Origin of the sequence: Amycolatopsis sp. lyj-84 (genome assembly GCF_046549075.1) — a bacterium.
GTDB lineage: Bacteria > Actinomycetota > Actinomycetes > Mycobacteriales > Pseudonocardiaceae > Amycolatopsis.
Genome location: NZ_JAJPWO010000003.1, coordinates 702,843 through 720,572 on the forward strand (window position 1 = coordinate 702,843; position 17,730 = coordinate 720,572).

16 protein-coding genes are annotated in these 17,730 nt (G+C 69.4%); 9 read left to right on the forward strand and 7 right to left on the reverse strand.

The features are described 5' to 3' along the window. The first annotated feature begins 1 nt into the window (after window position 1). Window positions 2-1,282: a heparan-alpha-glucosaminide N-acetyltransferase domain-containing protein gene (locus tag ACLJRM_RS13640; protein WP_101612513.1), complete on the forward strand. Its 1,281-nt coding sequence runs from the start codon at window positions 2-4 to the stop codon at window positions 1,280-1,282. Window positions 1,283-1,353: 71 nt separating this feature from the next. Here ACLJRM_RS13640 and ACLJRM_RS13645 read toward each other — a convergent pair whose 3' ends face one another. Further along, a complete protein-coding gene (locus ACLJRM_RS13645; protein WP_101612514.1) occupies window positions 1,354-1,680 on the reverse strand; it encodes a DUF4873 domain-containing protein in 327 nt (108 codons plus the stop codon). Then, window positions 1,677-2,456, reverse strand: a complete 780-nt coding sequence (locus ACLJRM_RS13650) for a TetR/AcrR family transcriptional regulator (protein ID WP_410663130.1) — start codon at window positions 2,454-2,456, stop codon at window positions 1,677-1,679. Before ACLJRM_RS13650 ends, ACLJRM_RS13645 begins: the two co-directional genes overlap by 4 nt. A gap of 50 nt (window positions 2,457-2,506) precedes the next feature. On the opposite strand from ACLJRM_RS13650, the gene ACLJRM_RS13655 reads away from it, so the two are divergent. Next, entirely contained in the window at window positions 2,507-3,415 is a 909-nt protein-coding gene (locus ACLJRM_RS13655) for an AurF N-oxygenase family protein (RefSeq protein WP_168214502.1), read from the forward strand. Further along, entirely contained in the window at window positions 3,412-4,335 is a 924-nt protein-coding gene (locus ACLJRM_RS13660; protein ID WP_410663131.1) for an alpha/beta fold hydrolase, read from the forward strand. The genes ACLJRM_RS13655 and ACLJRM_RS13660 overlap by 4 nt, the downstream gene beginning before the upstream one ends. A 145-nt stretch (window positions 4,336-4,480) precedes the next feature. On the opposite strand, the gene ACLJRM_RS13665 is transcribed toward ACLJRM_RS13660, so the two are convergent. Both ACLJRM_RS13665 and ACLJRM_RS13670 read right to left on the reverse strand, forming a co-directional pair. Further along, window positions 4,481-5,017 (reverse strand): carboxymuconolactone decarboxylase family protein, encoded by a 537-nt coding sequence (locus tag ACLJRM_RS13665; RefSeq protein WP_101612518.1) that lies wholly within the window; start codon window positions 5,015-5,017, stop codon window positions 4,481-4,483. A gap of 222 nt (window positions 5,018-5,239) precedes the next feature. Beyond that, complete coding sequence (locus ACLJRM_RS13670) at window positions 5,240-5,863, reverse strand: TetR/AcrR family transcriptional regulator (protein WP_101612519.1); 624 nt, start codon at window positions 5,861-5,863, stop codon at window positions 5,240-5,242. 243 nt (window positions 5,864-6,106) lie between these two features. Here ACLJRM_RS13670 and ACLJRM_RS13675 point away from each other — a divergent pair, with 243 nt between their 5' ends. The 4 genes from ACLJRM_RS13675 to ACLJRM_RS13690 all read left to right on the forward strand — a co-directional run bounded on the left by ACLJRM_RS13675 (window position 6,107) and on the right by ACLJRM_RS13690 (window position 10,447). Beyond that, complete coding sequence (locus ACLJRM_RS13675) at window positions 6,107-6,964, forward strand: alpha/beta fold hydrolase (RefSeq protein WP_168214653.1); 858 nt, start codon at window positions 6,107-6,109, stop codon at window positions 6,962-6,964. Between the two features lie 81 nt (window positions 6,965-7,045). Further along, window positions 7,046-8,215, forward strand: a complete 1,170-nt coding sequence (locus tag ACLJRM_RS13680; RefSeq protein WP_410663132.1) for a DUF3152 domain-containing protein — start codon at window positions 7,046-7,048, stop codon at window positions 8,213-8,215. A gap of 118 nt (window positions 8,216-8,333) precedes the next feature. Beyond that, entirely contained in the window at window positions 8,334-9,512 is a 1,179-nt protein-coding gene (moeZ, locus tag ACLJRM_RS13685) for an adenylyltransferase/sulfurtransferase MoeZ (protein ID WP_101612522.1), read from the forward strand. Between the two features lie 137 nt (window positions 9,513-9,649). Beyond that, complete coding sequence (locus ACLJRM_RS13690; protein ID WP_410605411.1) at window positions 9,650-10,447, forward strand: TIGR02569 family protein; 798 nt, start codon at window positions 9,650-9,652, stop codon at window positions 10,445-10,447. A gap of 44 nt (window positions 10,448-10,491) precedes the next feature. Here the strand turns inward: ACLJRM_RS13690 and ACLJRM_RS13695 are convergent, their stop codons facing one another. Genes ACLJRM_RS13695 through ACLJRM_RS13705 form a run of 3 tightly spaced genes read right to left on the reverse strand, consistent with a single transcriptional unit; the run spans window position 10,492 to window position 13,952 of the window. After that, window positions 10,492-12,732, reverse strand: coding sequence for an FtsX-like permease family protein (locus ACLJRM_RS13695; protein WP_410663133.1), 2,241 nt, complete (start codon window positions 12,730-12,732; stop codon window positions 10,492-10,494). Further along, window positions 12,729-13,409 (reverse strand): ABC transporter ATP-binding protein, encoded by a 681-nt coding sequence (locus ACLJRM_RS13700; protein WP_410663134.1) that lies wholly within the window; start codon window positions 13,407-13,409, stop codon window positions 12,729-12,731. Before ACLJRM_RS13700 ends, ACLJRM_RS13695 begins: the two co-directional genes overlap by 4 nt. 18 nt (window positions 13,410-13,427) lie before the next feature. Beyond that, complete coding sequence (locus ACLJRM_RS13705) at window positions 13,428-13,952, reverse strand: PadR family transcriptional regulator (protein ID WP_101612526.1); 525 nt, start codon at window positions 13,950-13,952, stop codon at window positions 13,428-13,430. A 262-nt stretch (window positions 13,953-14,214) separates the two neighbouring features. On the opposite strand from ACLJRM_RS13705, the gene ACLJRM_RS13710 reads away from it, so the two are divergent. Next, the gene (locus ACLJRM_RS13710; RefSeq protein WP_410663135.1) at window positions 14,215-16,284 is read left to right on the forward strand and encodes a molybdopterin oxidoreductase family protein; all 2,070 of its coding nucleotides are present in this window, start codon (window positions 14,215-14,217) and stop codon (window positions 16,282-16,284) included. Further along, on the forward strand, window positions 16,281-17,708 hold the full coding sequence (locus ACLJRM_RS13715; RefSeq protein ID WP_410663136.1) for an FAD-dependent oxidoreductase: 1,428 nt from the start codon (window positions 16,281-16,283) through the stop codon (window positions 17,706-17,708). The genes ACLJRM_RS13710 and ACLJRM_RS13715 overlap by 4 nt, the downstream gene beginning before the upstream one ends. Window positions 17,709-17,730: the final 22 nt, after the last annotated feature.

Sequence of the window (17,730 nt, forward strand, 5' to 3'; positions counted from 1 at the left end):
GGTGGACGGCGTCACTGTGATGGACCGCGCGCTGGTCGACAGCGTGCGCACTGTTCCCGAACAAGGCAAGCGGGTCGCGGGGCGGCTGACCGGTATCGACGTCGCCCGTGGTCTGGCCGTACTCGGCATGTACGCGGTGCATGTCGGCCCCGATCCCGCCAAAGGCGGCGTCGGGGTGCTGTTCAAGCCGTTCGAAGGCCACTCCGCGGCGCTGTTCGCGGTGCTGGCCGGAGTCTCGATCGCGCTGATGTCCGGCGGACGCCGCCCGAAACTGGGCCGCGACCGGACGCGCGTCGCGCTCAAGCTGGCGACCCGCGCACCGCTTCTGGTGGCGCTGGGGCTGTGGCTGACCAGCCTCGAGACCGGCTACATGGTGATCCTGGCCTACTACGGGGCCTGTTTCCTGTTCGCGATCCCATGGCTGCGCGCGAGCGCGAAGGCACTGGCGATCGCCGCTGTCGCCGTCGCCGTGGCCGGACCGCTGCTCTCGCATCTGATCAGGGCTCAGCTGCTTCCCCGCGACCTGCTGTTCTTCGCGCCGGACCTGACCGCGGACGACGTCACCTCGACGGGGTTGCTGAAGGCCGCGACCGTTCTCGTCCTCACCGGGACGTTCCCCGCGTTGACGCTGATGGCGTACGTGTTCGCCGGGATGTCCCTCGGGCGGATGGACCTGACCTCGCGCAGCGTGTGCCGACGGCTGTTCTTCGGCGGCTCGGCGCTCGCGGTGGGCGGGTATGTCGTGTCCTGGATCGCGACCGGGCCGCTCGGTGGCATGCAGGCCGTCTACCGCTCACTGGAACCGGCCGCCGCGCAGGCGGGCATGACGCCGTCGGAGTTCTTCCGGCTCCACCAGACCTGGATCCACGGCACGCCGCCGACCACCAGCTGGGCCTGGGAGCTGCTGCCGACCGGGACCTCGTACACGCCGTTCGACCTGCTGATCTCGATCGGGATCGCGGCGGCGGTGATCGGTGGCTGCCAGCTGCTGATGCCGAAGTTCGAGCGGGTGCTGCGGCCGCTTTCGGATCTGGGCGGGCGGGTACTGAGCGCGTACGTGCTGCATTTCGTGGCGATCGCGCTGCTGTGGGACGAGAGCGACGGCGATTCGATCTTCAGCGTGCTGCACTTCGTCGAGTTCTCGGTGGTCGCGCTGACCGCCGCGGTGCTGTGGCGGAAGTTCATCGGGCGCGGGCCGCTGGAATGGGCGATGAACAAGCTGTCGAGCTGGCCGAAGTACCTGTTCGACGCGGCTCGGGTGCCCGCTCAGCGGCGGGGCTGACGCACCTCTAAGTACGTGAAGGCCCCCTTCCTTGCGCTAGACGCAAGGAAGGGGGCCTTCACGTACTGGGGTCAGGCGTTGAGCTCGTTCAGTTCTTCGAGGCTGGTCGGCACGTGGAACGGCGGCGTGCTGGTGCCCATGATGCGGTAGCGGTCCCACGGGTCCGGGTCGGAGAGCTCGCCCTTCGCGCTGTACTCGCCCGCGCGGATCTCGACGGCGGTCTTCTTGCCGTCGGCGGCCGCGGACACCTGCTCGTTGGTGGCCACGCGGCCGTACCAGCGGTAGTACCCGTCGATGGGCTGGAAGTAGCCCCGCAGGTCGACCGTGGCCGCGATCTCGGTCCCGTCGATCACGAGGACCGCTTCGCCGGCGTAGCCGTCTTCGTCGTGCTCGCTCATTGCCCCTCCACCTGCTTTTCCTGGGTCTTCCGCATCTGGACGACCTTGTTCTCTTCGAGCGGCAGATTCGGGTCGATGACGATGCCCTGCTGCCGGGAGAGGCCGTCGATCGCGGCCCAGATGATCTGCGTCAGGTATTCGACGACGCTGTCGCGGCCCATCGAGCGCCGGTCCAGCCACCATTCGCCGGTGCTCTGCACCATGCCGACGATGCCGTGCGCCCACGGTTCGGCGGCGCCGGAGTCCATGTTGAACATCCGCATGTAGTCGCCGAGCAGCGCGGTGAGCGCGGTGGCGATCAGTTCTTTGTCCTCGGCGACGACGTCGGACTTGACGAGCACCTTCTCCTGCAGGCCGCCGCGGGCGAGCAAGCGGTAGAGGTTGGGGTGCTCCTCGATGACGCTGAAGAACGCGTCGAGCGCCATCCGGATCCGGGGGACCGGGGCCAGCTCGGAGTTGATGGCCGGGATCAGCCGTTGGAAGAGGATCTCCGTGCCGCGCTGCCCGAGCGCGACATACAGATCGGCTTTGTCGTCGAAGTGCCTGTACAGCACGGGTTTCGTGACGCCCGCTTCGGCGGCGACGTCTTCCATGCCGAGGTCCGGGCCGTGCGTGTCGAGCGCGCGGAGGGCGGCCTCGACGAACTCCGCGCGGCGCGCGATCCGGTGCTTGCGCCAGCGGTCGCGACGGGCGTCGCCCGTGTCGGCCTCACCCGCCGTGGGGTGCTTGCTCGACTGCTTGCTGTTGCGCTTGACACGTTCGATCACCCGAGTCATGCTACCAGAGGTAACTGTTACCGCGAGTTACAGATAGGGGTGTGTCGGCAATGACGCGGGCGCTGAAGGAAACAGACCGGGAGAAGACAGCCGAGCGGCTGCTCAAGTCCTCCGCCAACAAGTTCTACGACCCCGACGTCGACATCGACTGGAACGCTCCTCTCGTGGACGGGAAGCGCTTCATCCCGGCACACCGCTCCTCGCTCTACGGCACCAAGCTGTGGGATTCGCTGTCCGAAGAGCAGCGCATCGAACTCGGCAAGCACGAGGTCGCGAGCGTCGCCACGACCGGGCTGTGGTTCGAAATCCTCCTGATGCAGATGCTGCTCAAGGAGGTCTACGACGAAGACCCGACCAGCTCGCACGCGCAGTACGCGCTGACCGAGATCGCGGACGAATGCCGTCACTCGACGATGTTCGCGCGGATGGCGTCGCGGATCGGCTGCCCGTCCTACGGACCGGTGCCGTGGCTGCGGCGGCTGGCGAAACTGATGCCGTCGATCAGCTACGGCCCCGCGCGCTACGGCGCGATCCTCGTCGCCGAAGAGGTCCTCGACCGGCTTCAGCGCGAGCAGATGAACGACCCGGACATCCAGCCGCTGGTGCGCATGGTCAACCGCATCCACGTGCTCGAAGAAGCCCGGCACGTCACCTTCGCCCGCGAAGAAGTCACTCGCGGCATGGCGAAGCTGACGAAGAAGGAAATCGTCTACCAGCAGTTCATCATCGCGCTCATTTCGTACTTCGTGACGCGGGCCTTCATCAACCCGCGCGTCTACAAGGCCGTCGGCATCCGGCCGCGCGAAGGCGTGGAAGCCGCGATGAGCAACCCGCACTGGCAGGAGAGCGTGCGGTGGGCTGGCGAGAAGATCATGCCGTTCCTGCAGGAATCCGGTCTGGTCGGCAAACCCGGCATGTACTTCTGGCGCAAGTCGTTCCTGCTGCCGGGGAAGCGATGAGGGGCGTCAAGCAGCGTGGTTCCGTCTCCTGGGATCCGTCCCGGGAGCACCGGTTCGTGACCGGTGACGGCACCGCACTGCACGTCGAGACGAGCGGTCCCGCCGACTCCGAACTCACGCTGATCCTCGTGCACGGCTGGACCCAGGACCACCGGACCTGGGACAGCGTGGTGGCGAGGCTCGGCGACTCCGTCCGGATCCTGCGCTACGACCTGCGCGGGCACGGTGGTTCCGCGCCTGCGAAGCCGGGTACGGCGACGATCCCGACGTTGGCGAACGACCTCGCCGAACTGATCGAAGACCGCGTGCCGAACGGCCCGATCGTGCTGGCGGGGCACTCCATGGGCGGCATGACGATCATGGAACTTTCCCGCAGTCATCCCGAACTCGTGGCCCGGCGCGTCGCCGGGGTCGCGTTCGTCGCCACGTCGTCCGGTGAGATGGACCGGATCACCCTCGGCCTGCCGGGGATCGCGGGCAGCGGCGCGGCGAGGTTCGAACGGCGGCTCGCGAAGCTGCTCGCGAAGAACCGCCGGGACGCCTTGCCGTTGCCGCTGTCGATGGTGCGCCCGGGCGCGCGCCTGCTCGTCTTCGGGCGGCGGCCGCAGCGGGCGGATCTGGACTCGGTCGCCGAGCAGTTGTTGTGCGCGCATCCGGCGAGCGTCGCGGGATTCCAGGACGCGATCTCACGGCACGACTGCCGTGTCACGCTCGCCGCGCTGCAGGGGAAACCGGTGATCGTGCTGTCGGGGGAGCGGGACCGGCTGTGCCCGACGACGCACGCCAAGGTCATCGCCGACGCGCTGCCGGACGCCGAATTCGTGCGGTACCCCGGCGCGGGGCACATGCTTCCGCAGGAACGCGCGCAAGAGGTCTCGGCCCGCATCGCGGCTCTGGTCCGCAGCTCCGCGAGGGTCTAGAGAGCGGGGGACCTTTGCTATCGCTCTCGGTGGGGCAAGCGATAGCAAAGGTCCCTTGCTCACCCCGGCTGTCGATGTTCCCGATGTCGCATCTGAGACGCTCAGCGACTCGAATGCGACATCGGGAACACCATCCGGGCACCTTTCAGAGGCGCGTGTAGCCGTCCTCCAGCAGGCGGATGCCCGTGGCCTTGTAGGCGTCCTGGTCGTCCGGGGCGAGGGTCGCCAGCCCGTCGACGTAGCGGTTGAACATGCAGAAAGCGGCCGCGATCAGCACCGTGTCATGGATTTCGACGTCCGTCGCCCCCTCGGTGCGAGCGGCCGCGATCAGGTCTTCGCTCACGGACTTCCCGCCTTCGCGGACAGCAAGCGCGACATGCAGGAGCGCCTTCACCTTCGCCGACACGGGTGCGCCGTCGACGTCCTGCCACGCCGCCTCGACGACCGGCATGCCGCCTTCGAGCGCTTCGGCGGCGACGGCCGCGTGACTGCGGGAGCAGAACGTGCAGTCGTTGCCGCGCGAGACGACCGCGCCGATCAGCTCGCGTTCACCCACGCTGAGGCTGCTCGGGCCGCGAAGCAGGACCTCGGCGAGTTGCCCGAGCGGCGCCGCCGTCTCCGGGCGGTAGGCGAACAGAGCGGAGATACCGGGCAGGTTCTCGTCGAGCGCGATGTGGGGCATGGGCTACTCCTCGCGGATCGGCAACGCGGTCGCTCGATTCATAGCCGAAACCAGGCCCCTCACGATGCCGCTGGATGGACCAACGCGAGAGCAAAGGTCCCTTGCTCCCCGGCCGTGCGTGAGTGGCTTTGGGTGGGCTGTGTGGAAATCGGGACGTCGAGTGTCCCTATTTCCACACAGCTCCTCCGGATCCGACCGCACGGACGCTGACGCGACGCGGAGTCAGTGCTGCAGCGGGAAACCACCGCCGATGCCTCGCCAGGCGAGGTTGGCGGTGAGCGCGACGGCCTCTTCCTTGCTCATCGACTTGTGGTGCGCCAGCCAGAACCGCGCGCTGACCTGCGAGAGACCGACGAGGCCGACGGCGAGCAGCCGCGCCTTGTCCTCGTCGAGGCCCGCGTCGGCGGTGATGGTCTCGGTGATCGCGTCGACGCTGGCCGACGTCGCGCGGTCCACCGCCTCCTGCACGGCGGGCTCGCCGCGCAGATCGGACTCGAAGACCATGCGGAACGCGCCGGCGTCGTTGTTCACGAAGTCGAAGAACGCGCCGACCGTCGCCGGGACGCGCTGCTTGTTGTCCGTCGTGGAATCGAGCGCTTCCTTGACCCGCCGCACCAACTCGTCGACGTGGCTCTCCAGCAGCGCGATGTAGAGGTCGAGCTTGCCGGGGAAGTGCTGATAGAGAACCGGTTTGCTGACCCCGGCCTCTTCGGCGATCTCGTCCATCGCGGCGGCGTGGTATCCGTTCGCGGCGAACACCCGCTGCGCGGCGGCCAGCAGCTGGGCCCGGCGTTCCGTTCTCGGCAGGCGGACGCCTCGGGCCTGCAGTCGCGCCATTTCGGTCATCGTTCCTCCAGTCGAGCGGGGCTCCGCAGGGCGGGGTCACCGCCGCGTGAAGTGAACTCGAGATTACTCGCCGGTACGGCCGGACCGCCAAGGGTCGGGCATCCTGGTGCTGTGTCGTCTTCAGTTTCCCGTGCCGCCCGGGACCGCCCGCCGCTGACCCACGTGCCGCTCTCGCGCAGGTCATTGCCGTCGCTGGACCCCGCGCCGCCGCCTTGGCCCGGGGAAACAATAAGTGTCGGCGGGGTGAAATTGCACATCCGCCGAACCCCGGGTGGCCCCGAAACGGCGGTTTATGTCCACGGACTCGGCGGATCGTCCACGAATTGGACCGACCTCGCCGCGCTCCTGGCGCCCCAAGCGGGCGGCACCTCGGTCGATTTGCCGGGTTTCGGCTATTCGGAGCCGCCGGACGGGTTCAGCTTCAGTCTCGACGCGCACGCCGAGATCGTCGCGACCCACATCGAGAGCCTCGAAACCGGGCCGGTGCACCTGCTCGGCAACTCGATGGGCGGCGCGGTGGCGCTGCTCGTCGCGGCCCGCCGTCCGGAGCTGGTGAAGACGCTGACGCTGATCTCGCCCGCGATGCCGGATCTCCGGCCCAGCATGAAGCGGCTTTCCGACCCGCGGATGGCGTTCGCGTACCTGCCGCTGATCGGTCCGCGGGTGCGCCGTCAGCTGGCCGCGCTCGGCCCGCGCGAACGCGCCATGCAGGTCATCAAGCTGTGCTTCGCCGATCCGGGACGCTTCGCCGAGAGCCGACTGAACGAGCTCGAAGAGGAGCACAGCGCCCGCGCCGCTTTCGCCTGGGCCACCCCCGCGCTCGCCCGCAGCACTTTCGGCATCTTCCGGACGTGGTCGGCACGCGGACCCGCGTCGCTGTGGGCCGTCGCGCCGACGGTCGCCACGCCGACACTCGTCGTCTGGGGGCAGCACGACCGGGTGATCTCCGTCCGGCGCGCCGAGCGCACCGCTCGGCTACTTCCGCACGCCCGGTTGCTCGTTCTCCCCCGAACCGGCCATGTGGCGCAGATGGAACGCCCGAATGTCGTAGCAAAGGCCGTTTTGGGGATGTGGGAATCGGTCGAATCGGGCACCTGGTAGCCCATTCGGGTGGGCAGGACACGCCGCACCCTGTGCCGGTCGCTCACAACATCACAGTTCGGTTATGGCACCCTGGTGCCCGTGGACCGGGTGAAGCAAGACGCGCAGGGCGAAGGTCGGCGGTCTCAGTACTCCGCATCCGCCCGCCGTTCGGCGCGCCCTCAGCCCAGGACCTCGGACGTTCCGCGCACCGGGCAGTACCGGCCGTCGCCGCCGCCGTCGGAGCGGCTCGACGAAGACCGCTACCGCCCGGGCGGCCGCCGGACCAGCGCCCAGCCGCTCAGCGCGTCCTGGAAGCCGCATGAGCCCAGCGCCAAGGGCGGTGCCGCCAAGCGCAAGCCGAAGGGCGGCATCGGCCACTTCGCCAAGACCTACGGCTGGCGGGTGTACGCGCTGCCGATCCTGGTGGTGATCACCGCGCTGGTCGTGTTCAACACCGCCACCGGCCCCGCCGAACCGGTCGCCACCGACGGGGCGAGCCTCACTTCGGCCGACGGCTCCGCAGGCAACGGCGGCGAGCCGGGCGCGGGTGTCGACGGAGGCGGCGACGTCCTCCCGGAGAACCCGGCCAAACCGGTCGATCTCAAGATCCCGACCGCGGACCTGCCCAAGGGGGGCGACTTCACCCAGTCCGGCAAGGGCACCTATCACGTGGTGCCGGGCAAGGGCGAGAAGGTGGGCACGGGGCAGCTGTTCACCTACACGATCGAGGTCGAGGACGGCATCGATGCGGCCAGCTATCAGGGCGACGACAGCTTCGCCGCGATGGTGGAGGGCACCCTGTCCAATCCCAAGAGCTGGACGTGGGACGGCAAGAAGGCGCTCCAGCGCGTGGACGCGAGTTTCCCGAACCCCAGCTTCCGGGTGAGCCTCACCACACCGGAAACGACGCATCGCGCGGACGTCTGCATGTTCCAGATCACCTACGAGACGTCGTGCTACCGCTCTAGCTTCGACAAGCGCGTGGTGATCAACCTCGCCCGTTGGGTGCGGGGGGCGATGGCCTTCGAGAGCGACATGACCGGGTATCGCCAGTACGCCATCAATCACGAGGTCGGGCACGCCCTGGGCGGGAAACACGTGGGCTGCCAGGTCAACGGCGGGATCGCGCCGGTGATGATGCAGCAGACCTTCGGCGTCTCCAACGACTTCGTGGCGCAGCTGAACAATCTCCCCGGCGGCGACCGCGGCCGGGTGCCCGCGAACGGTTTCGTCTGCAAGCCGGGTTCCTGGCCGAATCAGACACCTTAGTCTTCGCCGTCTCACCTGCTGGAAAATCCCAGGATATGAAACAGGGGAAGTCGTTTCCGCCTGTCCGTGTTGTAGATACTGGGATGCGACCCGCGATCCACGCGAGATGGAGGACCCGATGTCAGGCACGCTGCCGCCGCTCGTCGAGCCGGCCGCCGAGCTCACCAAGGAAGAGGTGGCCCGGTACAGCCGTCACCTGATCATCCCGGACGTCGGGGTGACCGGGCAGAAGCGGTTGAAGAACGCCAAGGTGCTGGTCATCGGTGCCGGTGGCCTCGGCAGCCCCGCGCTGCTGTACCTGGCCGCGGCCGGGGTCGGCACGCTCGGCATCGTCGACTTCGACGAGGTCGACGAATCGAATCTGCACCGCCAGGTCATCCACGGCCAGTCCGACATCGGCAAGCTCAAGGCCGCGTCGGCGCAGGAGTCGATCGCCGAGATCAACCCCTTCGTGAGGGTGCACCTGCACACCGACAGGCTCGAGTCGTCGAACGCGCTGGAGCTGTTCGAGCAGTACGACCTGATCCTCGACGGCACCGACAACTTCGCCACGCGGTACCTGGTCAACGACGCCGCCGTGCTCACCGGCAAGCCCTACGTGTGGGGCTCGATCTACCGGTTCGAGGGGCAGGCGAGCGTGTTCTGGGAGAACGCGCCGAACGGCAAGGGCCTCAACTACCGCGACCTCTACCCCGAGCCGCCGCCGCCCGGCATGGTCCCGTCGTGCGCCGAGGGTGGCGTGCTGGGCGTGCTGTGCGCGTCGATCGGCTCGATCATGGTCAACGAGGCGATCAAGCTGATCACCGGCATCGGTGAGCCGCTGCTGGGCAGGCTCGTCAGCTACGACGCGCTCGAGATGAAGTACCGCGAGGTCAAGATCCGCAAGGATCCGGAGACCCCGCAGATCACCGAGCTCATCGACTACGAAGCGTTCTGCGGTGTCGTGTCCGACGAGGCCGCTTCGGCCGCTTCGGGCCACACGATCACTCCGGCGGAGCTCAAGGCCAAGTTCGACAACGGCGACAACTTCGCCCTCATCGACGTCCGCGAGCCGCACGAGTACGAGATCGTGAACATCAAGGGCGCGACGCTGATCCCGAAGGACAAGATCCTCTCGGGCGAGGCGCTGTCGGAACTGCCGCAGGACAAGCCCATCGTGCTGCACTGCAAGTCGGGTGCGCGCTCGGCGGAGGCGCTCGCGGCGCTGCACCAGGCCGGGTTCAAGGACGCGACCCACCTCGGCGGCGGCGTACTGGCCTGGGCGCGGCAGATCGACCAGAGCCTGCCGACTTACTGATCCCTTTCCGATGCGCGTGAAGGCCCCCTTCCCTCGGCTGAACCGAGGGAAGGGGGCCTTCACGCGCTGGGGGAGACGTCGCGTCACCAGCGCGTCTTCTCGTTCGTGGAACGGTTCACGAGGTAACGTCCCGTGCCGTGCGTGCCACCCTAGAAAGCCCTCCGGAACACGTCTGTTCGGCGTTCGGCGGACGTGACGGTGACGCGGAGCCGATGCCCGGCACCACCGCCTGGCGCTACGCCGATCTCGTGCTGAAGCCGGTCGTGGACAAGTCGCGGACCCTGTGGACGGCCCGGGCGCTGGAGGCCGTGGACGAGCCGGGGCTGCGGGTCGCGAGGCCGGTCCGGTCCAGCGACGGCCGGTGGGTGGTCGGCGGCTGGTCGGCGAACCGGTTCGTGTCGGGCACGGCCGAGCACCGGTACGACGAGGTCGTGCACACGGCGGTCAAGCTGCACCGCGCGACGGCGGGGCTGCCGCGGCCGGACTTCCTGGGGCGGCGCACCGACATCGAGGCCCTGGCCGACAAACTCGCGTGGGGCGAGGCGGACATGTCCCTCGACGAGAACAAGGGCGGCCGCTGGTTCGAGGTACTGGCCGGGTCCCGAAGACCGGTCAACCTGCCGGACCAGGTCGTCCACGGGGAGCTTCTCGCCGGGGTGCTGTTCGACGGCGACGAGGCCCCCGGCATCGTCGATTTCGTGCCGTACTACCGGCCCGGTGAATGGGGCGCCGCGATCGTCGCGGTCGACGCGCTGGCCTGGGGCGGCGCCACCATCGATCTGCTCGAACGCTGGGCGCATCTCCCGCAATGGCCCCAGCTTCTCCTGCGGGCCGTCCTTTTCCGCTTGGCGGCCAACGCCCTCGATCCGCGATCGACGCGAGCGGCGCACGACGGCCTCCGCGCCGCCGCCCGCGACGTCAGCGCCGTCTTGTAGACCGGTGAAGGCCCCTCCTCGGAAGAAGGGGCCTTCACCGGCTTTCACTCGGTGCGCAGGCTCTCCGCCTTCGCCGCCGAGCGCACGAACGGCAGCGTGGACGCCGTCACCAGCAGCACCATCACGATCGCCGCCGCGGCGAGCACCCCGACCGCGGTCCAGTCGATGTACACCGCGTCCCAGAACATCCGCCTGCCCACCGCGGCGATCCCGATCCCGGTGGCCGTCGCGATCACCATCCCCAGCAGCAACGGGATCCCGTTCTGCCACACCAGGGACCGGAGGATCACGCGCACCGGGACCCCGGTGGCGGACAGTGCGCCCAGCGCCCGCCGCCGTTCCCGCACCTGTTCCTGGGCGAGCACGAGCAGGCTCACCCCGGCCAGCAGCAGGACGAACAGCGCGCCGCCGAGCAGGATGTTCCGCGCGTCCCCGAACATCCGGGCCTCGTCGGTGATCCGCTTCTCGTTGTACGCGGCCACCGTGGCCTCCCAGCCGAGCGGGGCGACCGAGTTCCGCACCAGTTCGACGAAGTCGGGATTCCCGGTCCCGTCACGCAGGCTCACCGTGACCGAGGCGCCGGACAGGTCGGTACCTGCCATCGCCGACGGTGTCACGAACACGCGCACCGCGAGCAACTGGGTGATCCCCGACGGCTTCCCGCCGAACGGCCGCGGCGTGGCCGGAACTGTCCAGGGCTGTTCCCGCTTGGTGTCGTCGGTCAGCGTCACCGACTGTCCTTTGTGGAGTGACACCGATTCGGTGAACACGTCGCCGTCCCGGCAGCCCGTGACCCCCGTCGACGCTTCGATCGTGGGGCAGTCGGCGACAGCGAGCGCGGCGAGGGCGTCCGCGGGATTCGTGGTGACGAACAGCGAGCGCACGCTCTGGACATCGGCGGAGCCCGGCACCGCGCGTACCGCGGCCACCGCCTTGTCCGCCACCGGGCCCTCGGCGTAGACCATCGTCCGGCCGTCCGTCGTGTCCTGGTACTTGTCCTGCGCCGCGACCTGGCCCGCCATCAGGCTCTGCAACCCGATCGCCCCGGCGAGCACCACGCAGAGGCCCGCGACCACCCGCGACGGCGTCCCGCTGTCGGTCCGCAGGCGGCGGATCGCGAGCTGGAACGACGGTGACCCGCCCTTGATCCGTGACACGACGCGGTCCAGCAGCCACGGCAGCAGCGCCGGGATCCCGAGCATCAGCAGGACCACCCCGGCGATCAGCGCCGCCCGGCCGAGTTCGCTCGCCACGCCGAAATCCGGGAGCACCAAGGCGAGTCCGGCGACGACCGGCAGCAGCCGCCACCACAACCGCCGCTTCGGCGGCGCGGACTCGCGGACGACGCCGAGCGGTTCGACGATCGTGTGCCGCTGGGCGAACCACGCCGTCACCACGGTCAGCGCGGGGACGAGGAGCACGATCAGCACGACCAGTGGCCACGCCGGTGTGAGGTCCTTCGGGTAGAGCCCGAAGCGGAACACCTGGAAGTTCGTCACCGCGCCGCGGAAGAGCAGGAACAACGCGGCGCCGGTGACGAGCCCGGCCGCGGCGCCCACGAGCGATTCCGCCGCGGTGATCCGGCGCAGCTGGCCCGCGGACGAGCCTGCCAGCCGCAACGCGGCGAGGCGCCGGTCCCGGGTGGCGCCGCCGAGCCGGGAGATCGTCCCGATGAAGATGAACACCGGTGTGAGCAGGACGAAGAGCCCGATCAGCAGGAGCGCCAGGACTCCCTTTTCGACCATGTCGTCATAGCCGCGCTCGGCGCCGAAGCCGTAGACCATCGGCCCGGACTGCAGCGTGCCTGAGCCGACGTAGGCGACCAGGTCGTTCGGATTGAGCATGGTCTCCGCGGCGATGACCCCGACCGGGTTGCCGGGGAGCCGCGGCCGCAGCAGGCCGCTGGTGTCGGCCGCGACGAGTTCGTCCAGCTTCGGCGAAAGGAAGACCTCGCCCGGCGCGGGCAGCCGGTCCACACCCGGCGGGATCGGCGAGTTCGGCCCGGTGGGCCGCAGGTGGACGAGCGAGATCGCCTGACCGCGGAAGTCGGTCGTCGCCGGGAGGTAGGCCAGCGGGGCGACGCCCGGGATCGGCTTGCTCTGCACGTACGAGGCGAACGCCCGCTGGTCCCGGTTCTCCGTGATGGTGCCCGCGGAGGCGCCGGTCAGCAGGATCGCCACCGCGAGCCCGATGCCGACGGCGCCCAGGACCAGCCTGACGATCGAGCCCCGGCCACCCCCGACGGCCAGCCGGAACCCCAGCAACAGGTCTTCGCGTCCGGTCACCGGGTCACCACCGGTTCACGTGTCCGGCCGTCCCGCACGATGACCTCCCGGTCGGAGTAGGCGGCCACCCGCGGTTCGTGGGTGACCAGGACGACGGCGGCGTCGGTCTGCTTCGCCGTCTCGGAAAGCAGGCGCATGACGCGCTCGCCGCTGAGCGTGTCCAGCGCGCCCGTGGGCTCGTCGGCGAAGATCACCGACGGTTCGGTGATCAGCGCCCTGGCCATGGCGACCCGCTGGCTCTGCCCGCCTGACACCTGTCCGGGGGTGCTGTCGTCCGAGTCGGCGACTTCCAGCCTGTCGAGCCAGTCCCGCGCGAGCCGCTCGGCGGGACGGCGTTTCATCCCGCCGAGCCGCAACGGCAACGCGACGTTTTCCAGGCAGGTCAGTTCCGGCACGAGCTGCCCGAACTGGAAGACGAAACCGAATTCGGTGCGCCGCAAGGCACTGCGTTCGCTGTCGGTCATGTTCGCGAGCTCGCGGCCGCGGAACAGCACCTCGCCGCGGTCGGGGCGCAGGATGCCGGACAGGCAGTGCAGCAGGGTCGACTTCCCCGAGCCCGACGGGCCCATGATCGCGACGATCTCCCCGGCTTCGAGCGTCAGCCCGGCCCCGGCGAGCGCCTGATCGGGGCCGAAAGCCTTGTGCAGGCCCAGCCCTTGTAACAACGGTGTTTCCACTTCGTGGTCCCCAGGGTTTCAGTGCGCCAGCTGGCGCGCGAGATCGTCGAGGCGGGCCGCGGTGAGCTCCAGCCACCGCAGATCCGCCTCCAGGTGGAACAGCGCGTGATCGCAGATGAGCTGGTCGGCGAGGTCGCCGCCGGTTTTGCGGGCGGTGAGCTCACGCATGGCGCGGAGGTGGGAGCCACGCTGGGCGTCGAGCAGATCCTGGGCGCCCCGGCCGGAGAGGATCGCGAGCACGACCTTGGTGTAGAGCGTGTTCTGCAGGTAGACCGAGGGATTTTCCGGGCTTTTCAGCCATTCTTCGACGTTGGTGACGCCGGCGTCGGTGATCGCGTACCGCTTCCGGTCCGGACCGCCGCCCGCCTCGACGCCGTTCTCTTCGACGAGACCGTTTTTCAGGAGCCGGTTCAGCGTCGAATAGACCTGCCCGTAGTGCAGCGGGCGGTCCTGCCGGAACTGCTTGTCGTAGAGCTGTTTGAGGTCGTAACCGTGCTTGGGGCCGGCTTCGAGCAGGCCGAGCAGGGTGTTCCCGATGGACATGCGGCGACTATACACAGTGTGTATACGCACCGTCTATACACCGGGTGTATAGCTGCTGAAGGGGCCTTTCGCCGCGTCGCATGAGGTGAAAGCTCCCTTCACCGCGTCGCATGCGGGGAAAGGCCCCTTCAGCTCCTCGCGCCACCTCACCGTGTGACGTCCGCCGGGGGTGGGCAATGTCAAACGCCTGAAACATTCAGGAGTTTCCAGGTAACACGGCCTACCTACCTTCAGGCGCAATCGACGCCTGGAGGAGGTGCCCGTGCCGCTCGCCGCTCCCGCCCGAACCGCGGTGGACACGCACTGCCCGTACTGCGCCTTGCAGTGCGGAATGAGCCTCGACGGCGCCCGGGTCACCCCGCGCGACTTCCCGGTCAACGCCGGCGGTCTGTGCCAGAAGGGCTGGACGTCGGGAGAACTCCTTACTTCCCCTTCCCGCCTGACGACCCCGCTGATCCGCATCGACGGCGAACTCCGGCCCGCGACCTGGGAGCAGGCACTCGACCTCGTCGCGCGGCGGCTCGCCGGGATCCGCGCGGCCAAGGGCGCCGACTCGGTCGCCGTCTTCGGCGGCGGCGGGCTCACCAACGAAAAGGCCTACCTGCTGGGGAAATTCGCCCGTGTCGCGCTGGGTACCTCGCAGATCGACTACAACGGCCGGTTCTGCATGTCTTCGGCGGCCGCAGCCGGAATCAAGGCTTTCGGCGCCGACCGCGGGATGCCGTTCCCGGTCACGGATCTCGCCGACGCCGACGCCGTCCTGCTGATCGGCGCGAACCCGGCCGAGACGATGCCGCCGTTCACACAACATCTCAAGCGCGCGGACCTGATCGTCGTCGACCCCCGCCGGACCCCGACCGCCGAACTGGCCGGATTGCACCTCGCGCCCGCGCCCGGCACCGATCTCGCTCTCGCGCAAGGGATCCTGCACGCCGTCGTCGCCGACGGGCTGCTCGATCAGTCCTATATAGACGAACGCACGAACGGCTTCGAGGAACTGTGGCGTTCGGTCGCGGCGTGGTGGCCGGAGCGCGTCGAGCAGGTCACCGGGGTCTCCGCCGCGGACCAGCGCCGCGTCGCCGCCAAACTCGCCTCGGCCCGCAACGCCTACGTCCTCACCGCACGCGGCACCGAACAGCACGCCAACGGCACGGCGATGGTCAACGCGTGGATCAATCTCGCGCTCGCGCTCGGCCTTCCCGGTCGTAAGGGATCCGGGTTCGGCTGCCTGACCGGCCAGGGCAACGGACAGGGCGGACGTGAGCACGGGCAGAAGGCCGACCAGCTGCCCGGCTACCGCAAGATCGACGACCCCGCCGCCCGCGCGTACGTCGCCGGAGTCTGGGGTGTGCCGCCGGAATCCCTGCCGGGTCCGGGGCGTTCGGCCGTCGAACTGCTGGAAGCGCTCGGCACCGAAGACGGACCGAGCGCGTTGATGGTGTTCGGCAGCAACCTCGTCGTTTCGTCCCCCGGGGCGGGAAAGATCCAGGATCACGTGTCCTCTTTGGACTTCCTGGTGGTCTCGGACCTCGTCCTGTCGGAGACCGCGGCGATGGCCGACGTCGTCCTGCCGGTCACCCAGTGGGCCGAGGAAGACGGCACGATGACCAATCTCGAAGGCCGGATCCTCCTGCGGCGCAAGGCGATCGACCCGCCGTCCGGCGTGCGGACCGATCTGTTCGTGCTTTCCGAACTCGCCTGGCGGCTAGGGCAGCCCGAAGGCCGGTTCCCCGCCGACGCGGAGACCGTCTTCACCGAGCTCCGCCGGGCGTCCAAGGGTGGTGTCGCCGACTATTCGGGCGTCACCTACGACAGGCTCCGCGACGGCGAGGCGCTGTACTGGCCCGTTCCGGCGGAAACGCATCCCGGCACGCCGCGGATGTTCCTCGGCTCCTTCGCGCACCCGGACGGCCGCGCGCGGTTCGTGCCGGTGGACCACGTCGGCCCGGCCGAGCCGCCCGACGCCGAATTCCCCTTGCAGGCCACCACCGGCCGGGTCCTGCAGCACTACCAGTCCGGGGCGCAGACCCGGCTGGTCAAGGAGCTGAACGACGTCGTAGCGGAGGCCTTCGTGGAAGTTCATCCCGACACCGCCGCCCGGGCGGGGCTGGCCGAGGGCGACCTCGCGGTCGTGCGGTCCCGGCGCGGGGAGACCGTCGCCCGGGTCCGTTGCGTGCCGTCGCTGCGCCCGGACCTGGTGTTCCTGCCGTTCCACTTCCCCGGTGAGGGCAGGGCGAACCTGCTGACCAATCCGGCACTCGACCCGACGAGCCGGATGCCCGAGTTCAAGGTGTGCGCGGTCGCGCTCGCCCCCGTCGAGGTCGTCGCGTGAGCCCCCGGTCGGTGGTCATCGCCGGATACGGGATGGCGGGCGCCCGGCTGGCGGACGACATCCGCCGCCGCGATCCCGACGGCGAACGCGTCCGGCTCACCGTCGTCGGCGCCGAGACGCACGCCGCCTACAACCGGGTGCTGCTGTCTTCGGTGGTCGCCGGGACCATGCGACCCGAGGTCGTCCGGCTCCACGACGACGACTGGCCGACCCGCACCGGAGCCGATCTGCGCCGCGGGGTCGCCGCGACGGCGATCGACCGCGCGGCCCGGCGAATACACCTCGACGACGGGTCCACTGTGGACTACGACGCGCTCGTGCTCGCCACCGGAGCCAATCCGTGGATGCCGCCGGTCGAAGGTCTCGAAGCGGGTCCGGACGTCGTCGCGTTCCGCACGCTCGACGACTGCGCCCGGATCCTCGACGCCGCCAAACTGGGCGCACCGGTCGCCGTACTCGGCGGCGGGCTCCTCGGCCTGGAGGCGGCGCGGGGCCTCGCTGGGCGTGGAAACCTCGTCACCGTCGTGCATCCGATGCCGCACATCATGGAACGTCAGCTGGACGCGGAATCCGCGCGGGTGCTGACCAGGAAGCTCGAAGAACTCGGCGTCGGCTTCCGGCTCGGTGTCGGAGCGGCGCGCTACGTCAGCGGCGACGGGCTCAAACTCGACGACGGCACGCACGTCCCCGCCGATCTCATCGTCGTCTCGACCGGTGTCCGCGCCGAGACGAAACTGGCCGTGGACGCCGGGCTGACCGTCGACGGCGGCATAGTCGTCGACGATCTGCTGCGCACCAGCGACGGCCGGATCCACGCGATCGGCGACTGCGCCCGGCATCCCGGCGCTTTCGGCGGTCTCGTGCAGCCCGCTTGGGAACAGGCCGCCGTCGTCGCGGATCTGGTCACCGGGACGAAATCCGCGTCGCGCTACCACGGCACCCAGGCGGTGACGCGGCTGAAGGCCCGCGGCATCGACCTCACCGCGCTCGGCGAGACGATGACCGGCGCGGACGACCCGACCGCCGAGGTGCTCACCTTCAGCGACCCGGCGGGCTGCCGCTACGGCAAGCTCGTCGTCCGCGAAAACAAGGTGGCGGGGGCGATCCTGCTCGGCCTGCCCGACGCGGCCGCGACGATCACGCAACTCTACGACCGGGGCACACCGGTGCCCGAAGACCGGCTCGCCGTCCTTCTGGGGCGTGCGCTGCCCGCCGGGGCGCCGTCGGCGTCGAGCCCGGCCGATCTGCCCGCATCGGCGGTCATCTGCCGCTGCAACGCGGTGACCAAGGGACGGCTCGTCGAGGCCTGGCGTGCCGGTGCCACCGACGTTCCCGCCCTCGCCGGGGCGACCCGCGCGACGACCGGCTGCGGCGGCTGCAAGGACGCCGTCGGCGGGGTCGCGAAATGGCTGGCCGCCCAGTGAACCCGAACGCATCCACCAAGGA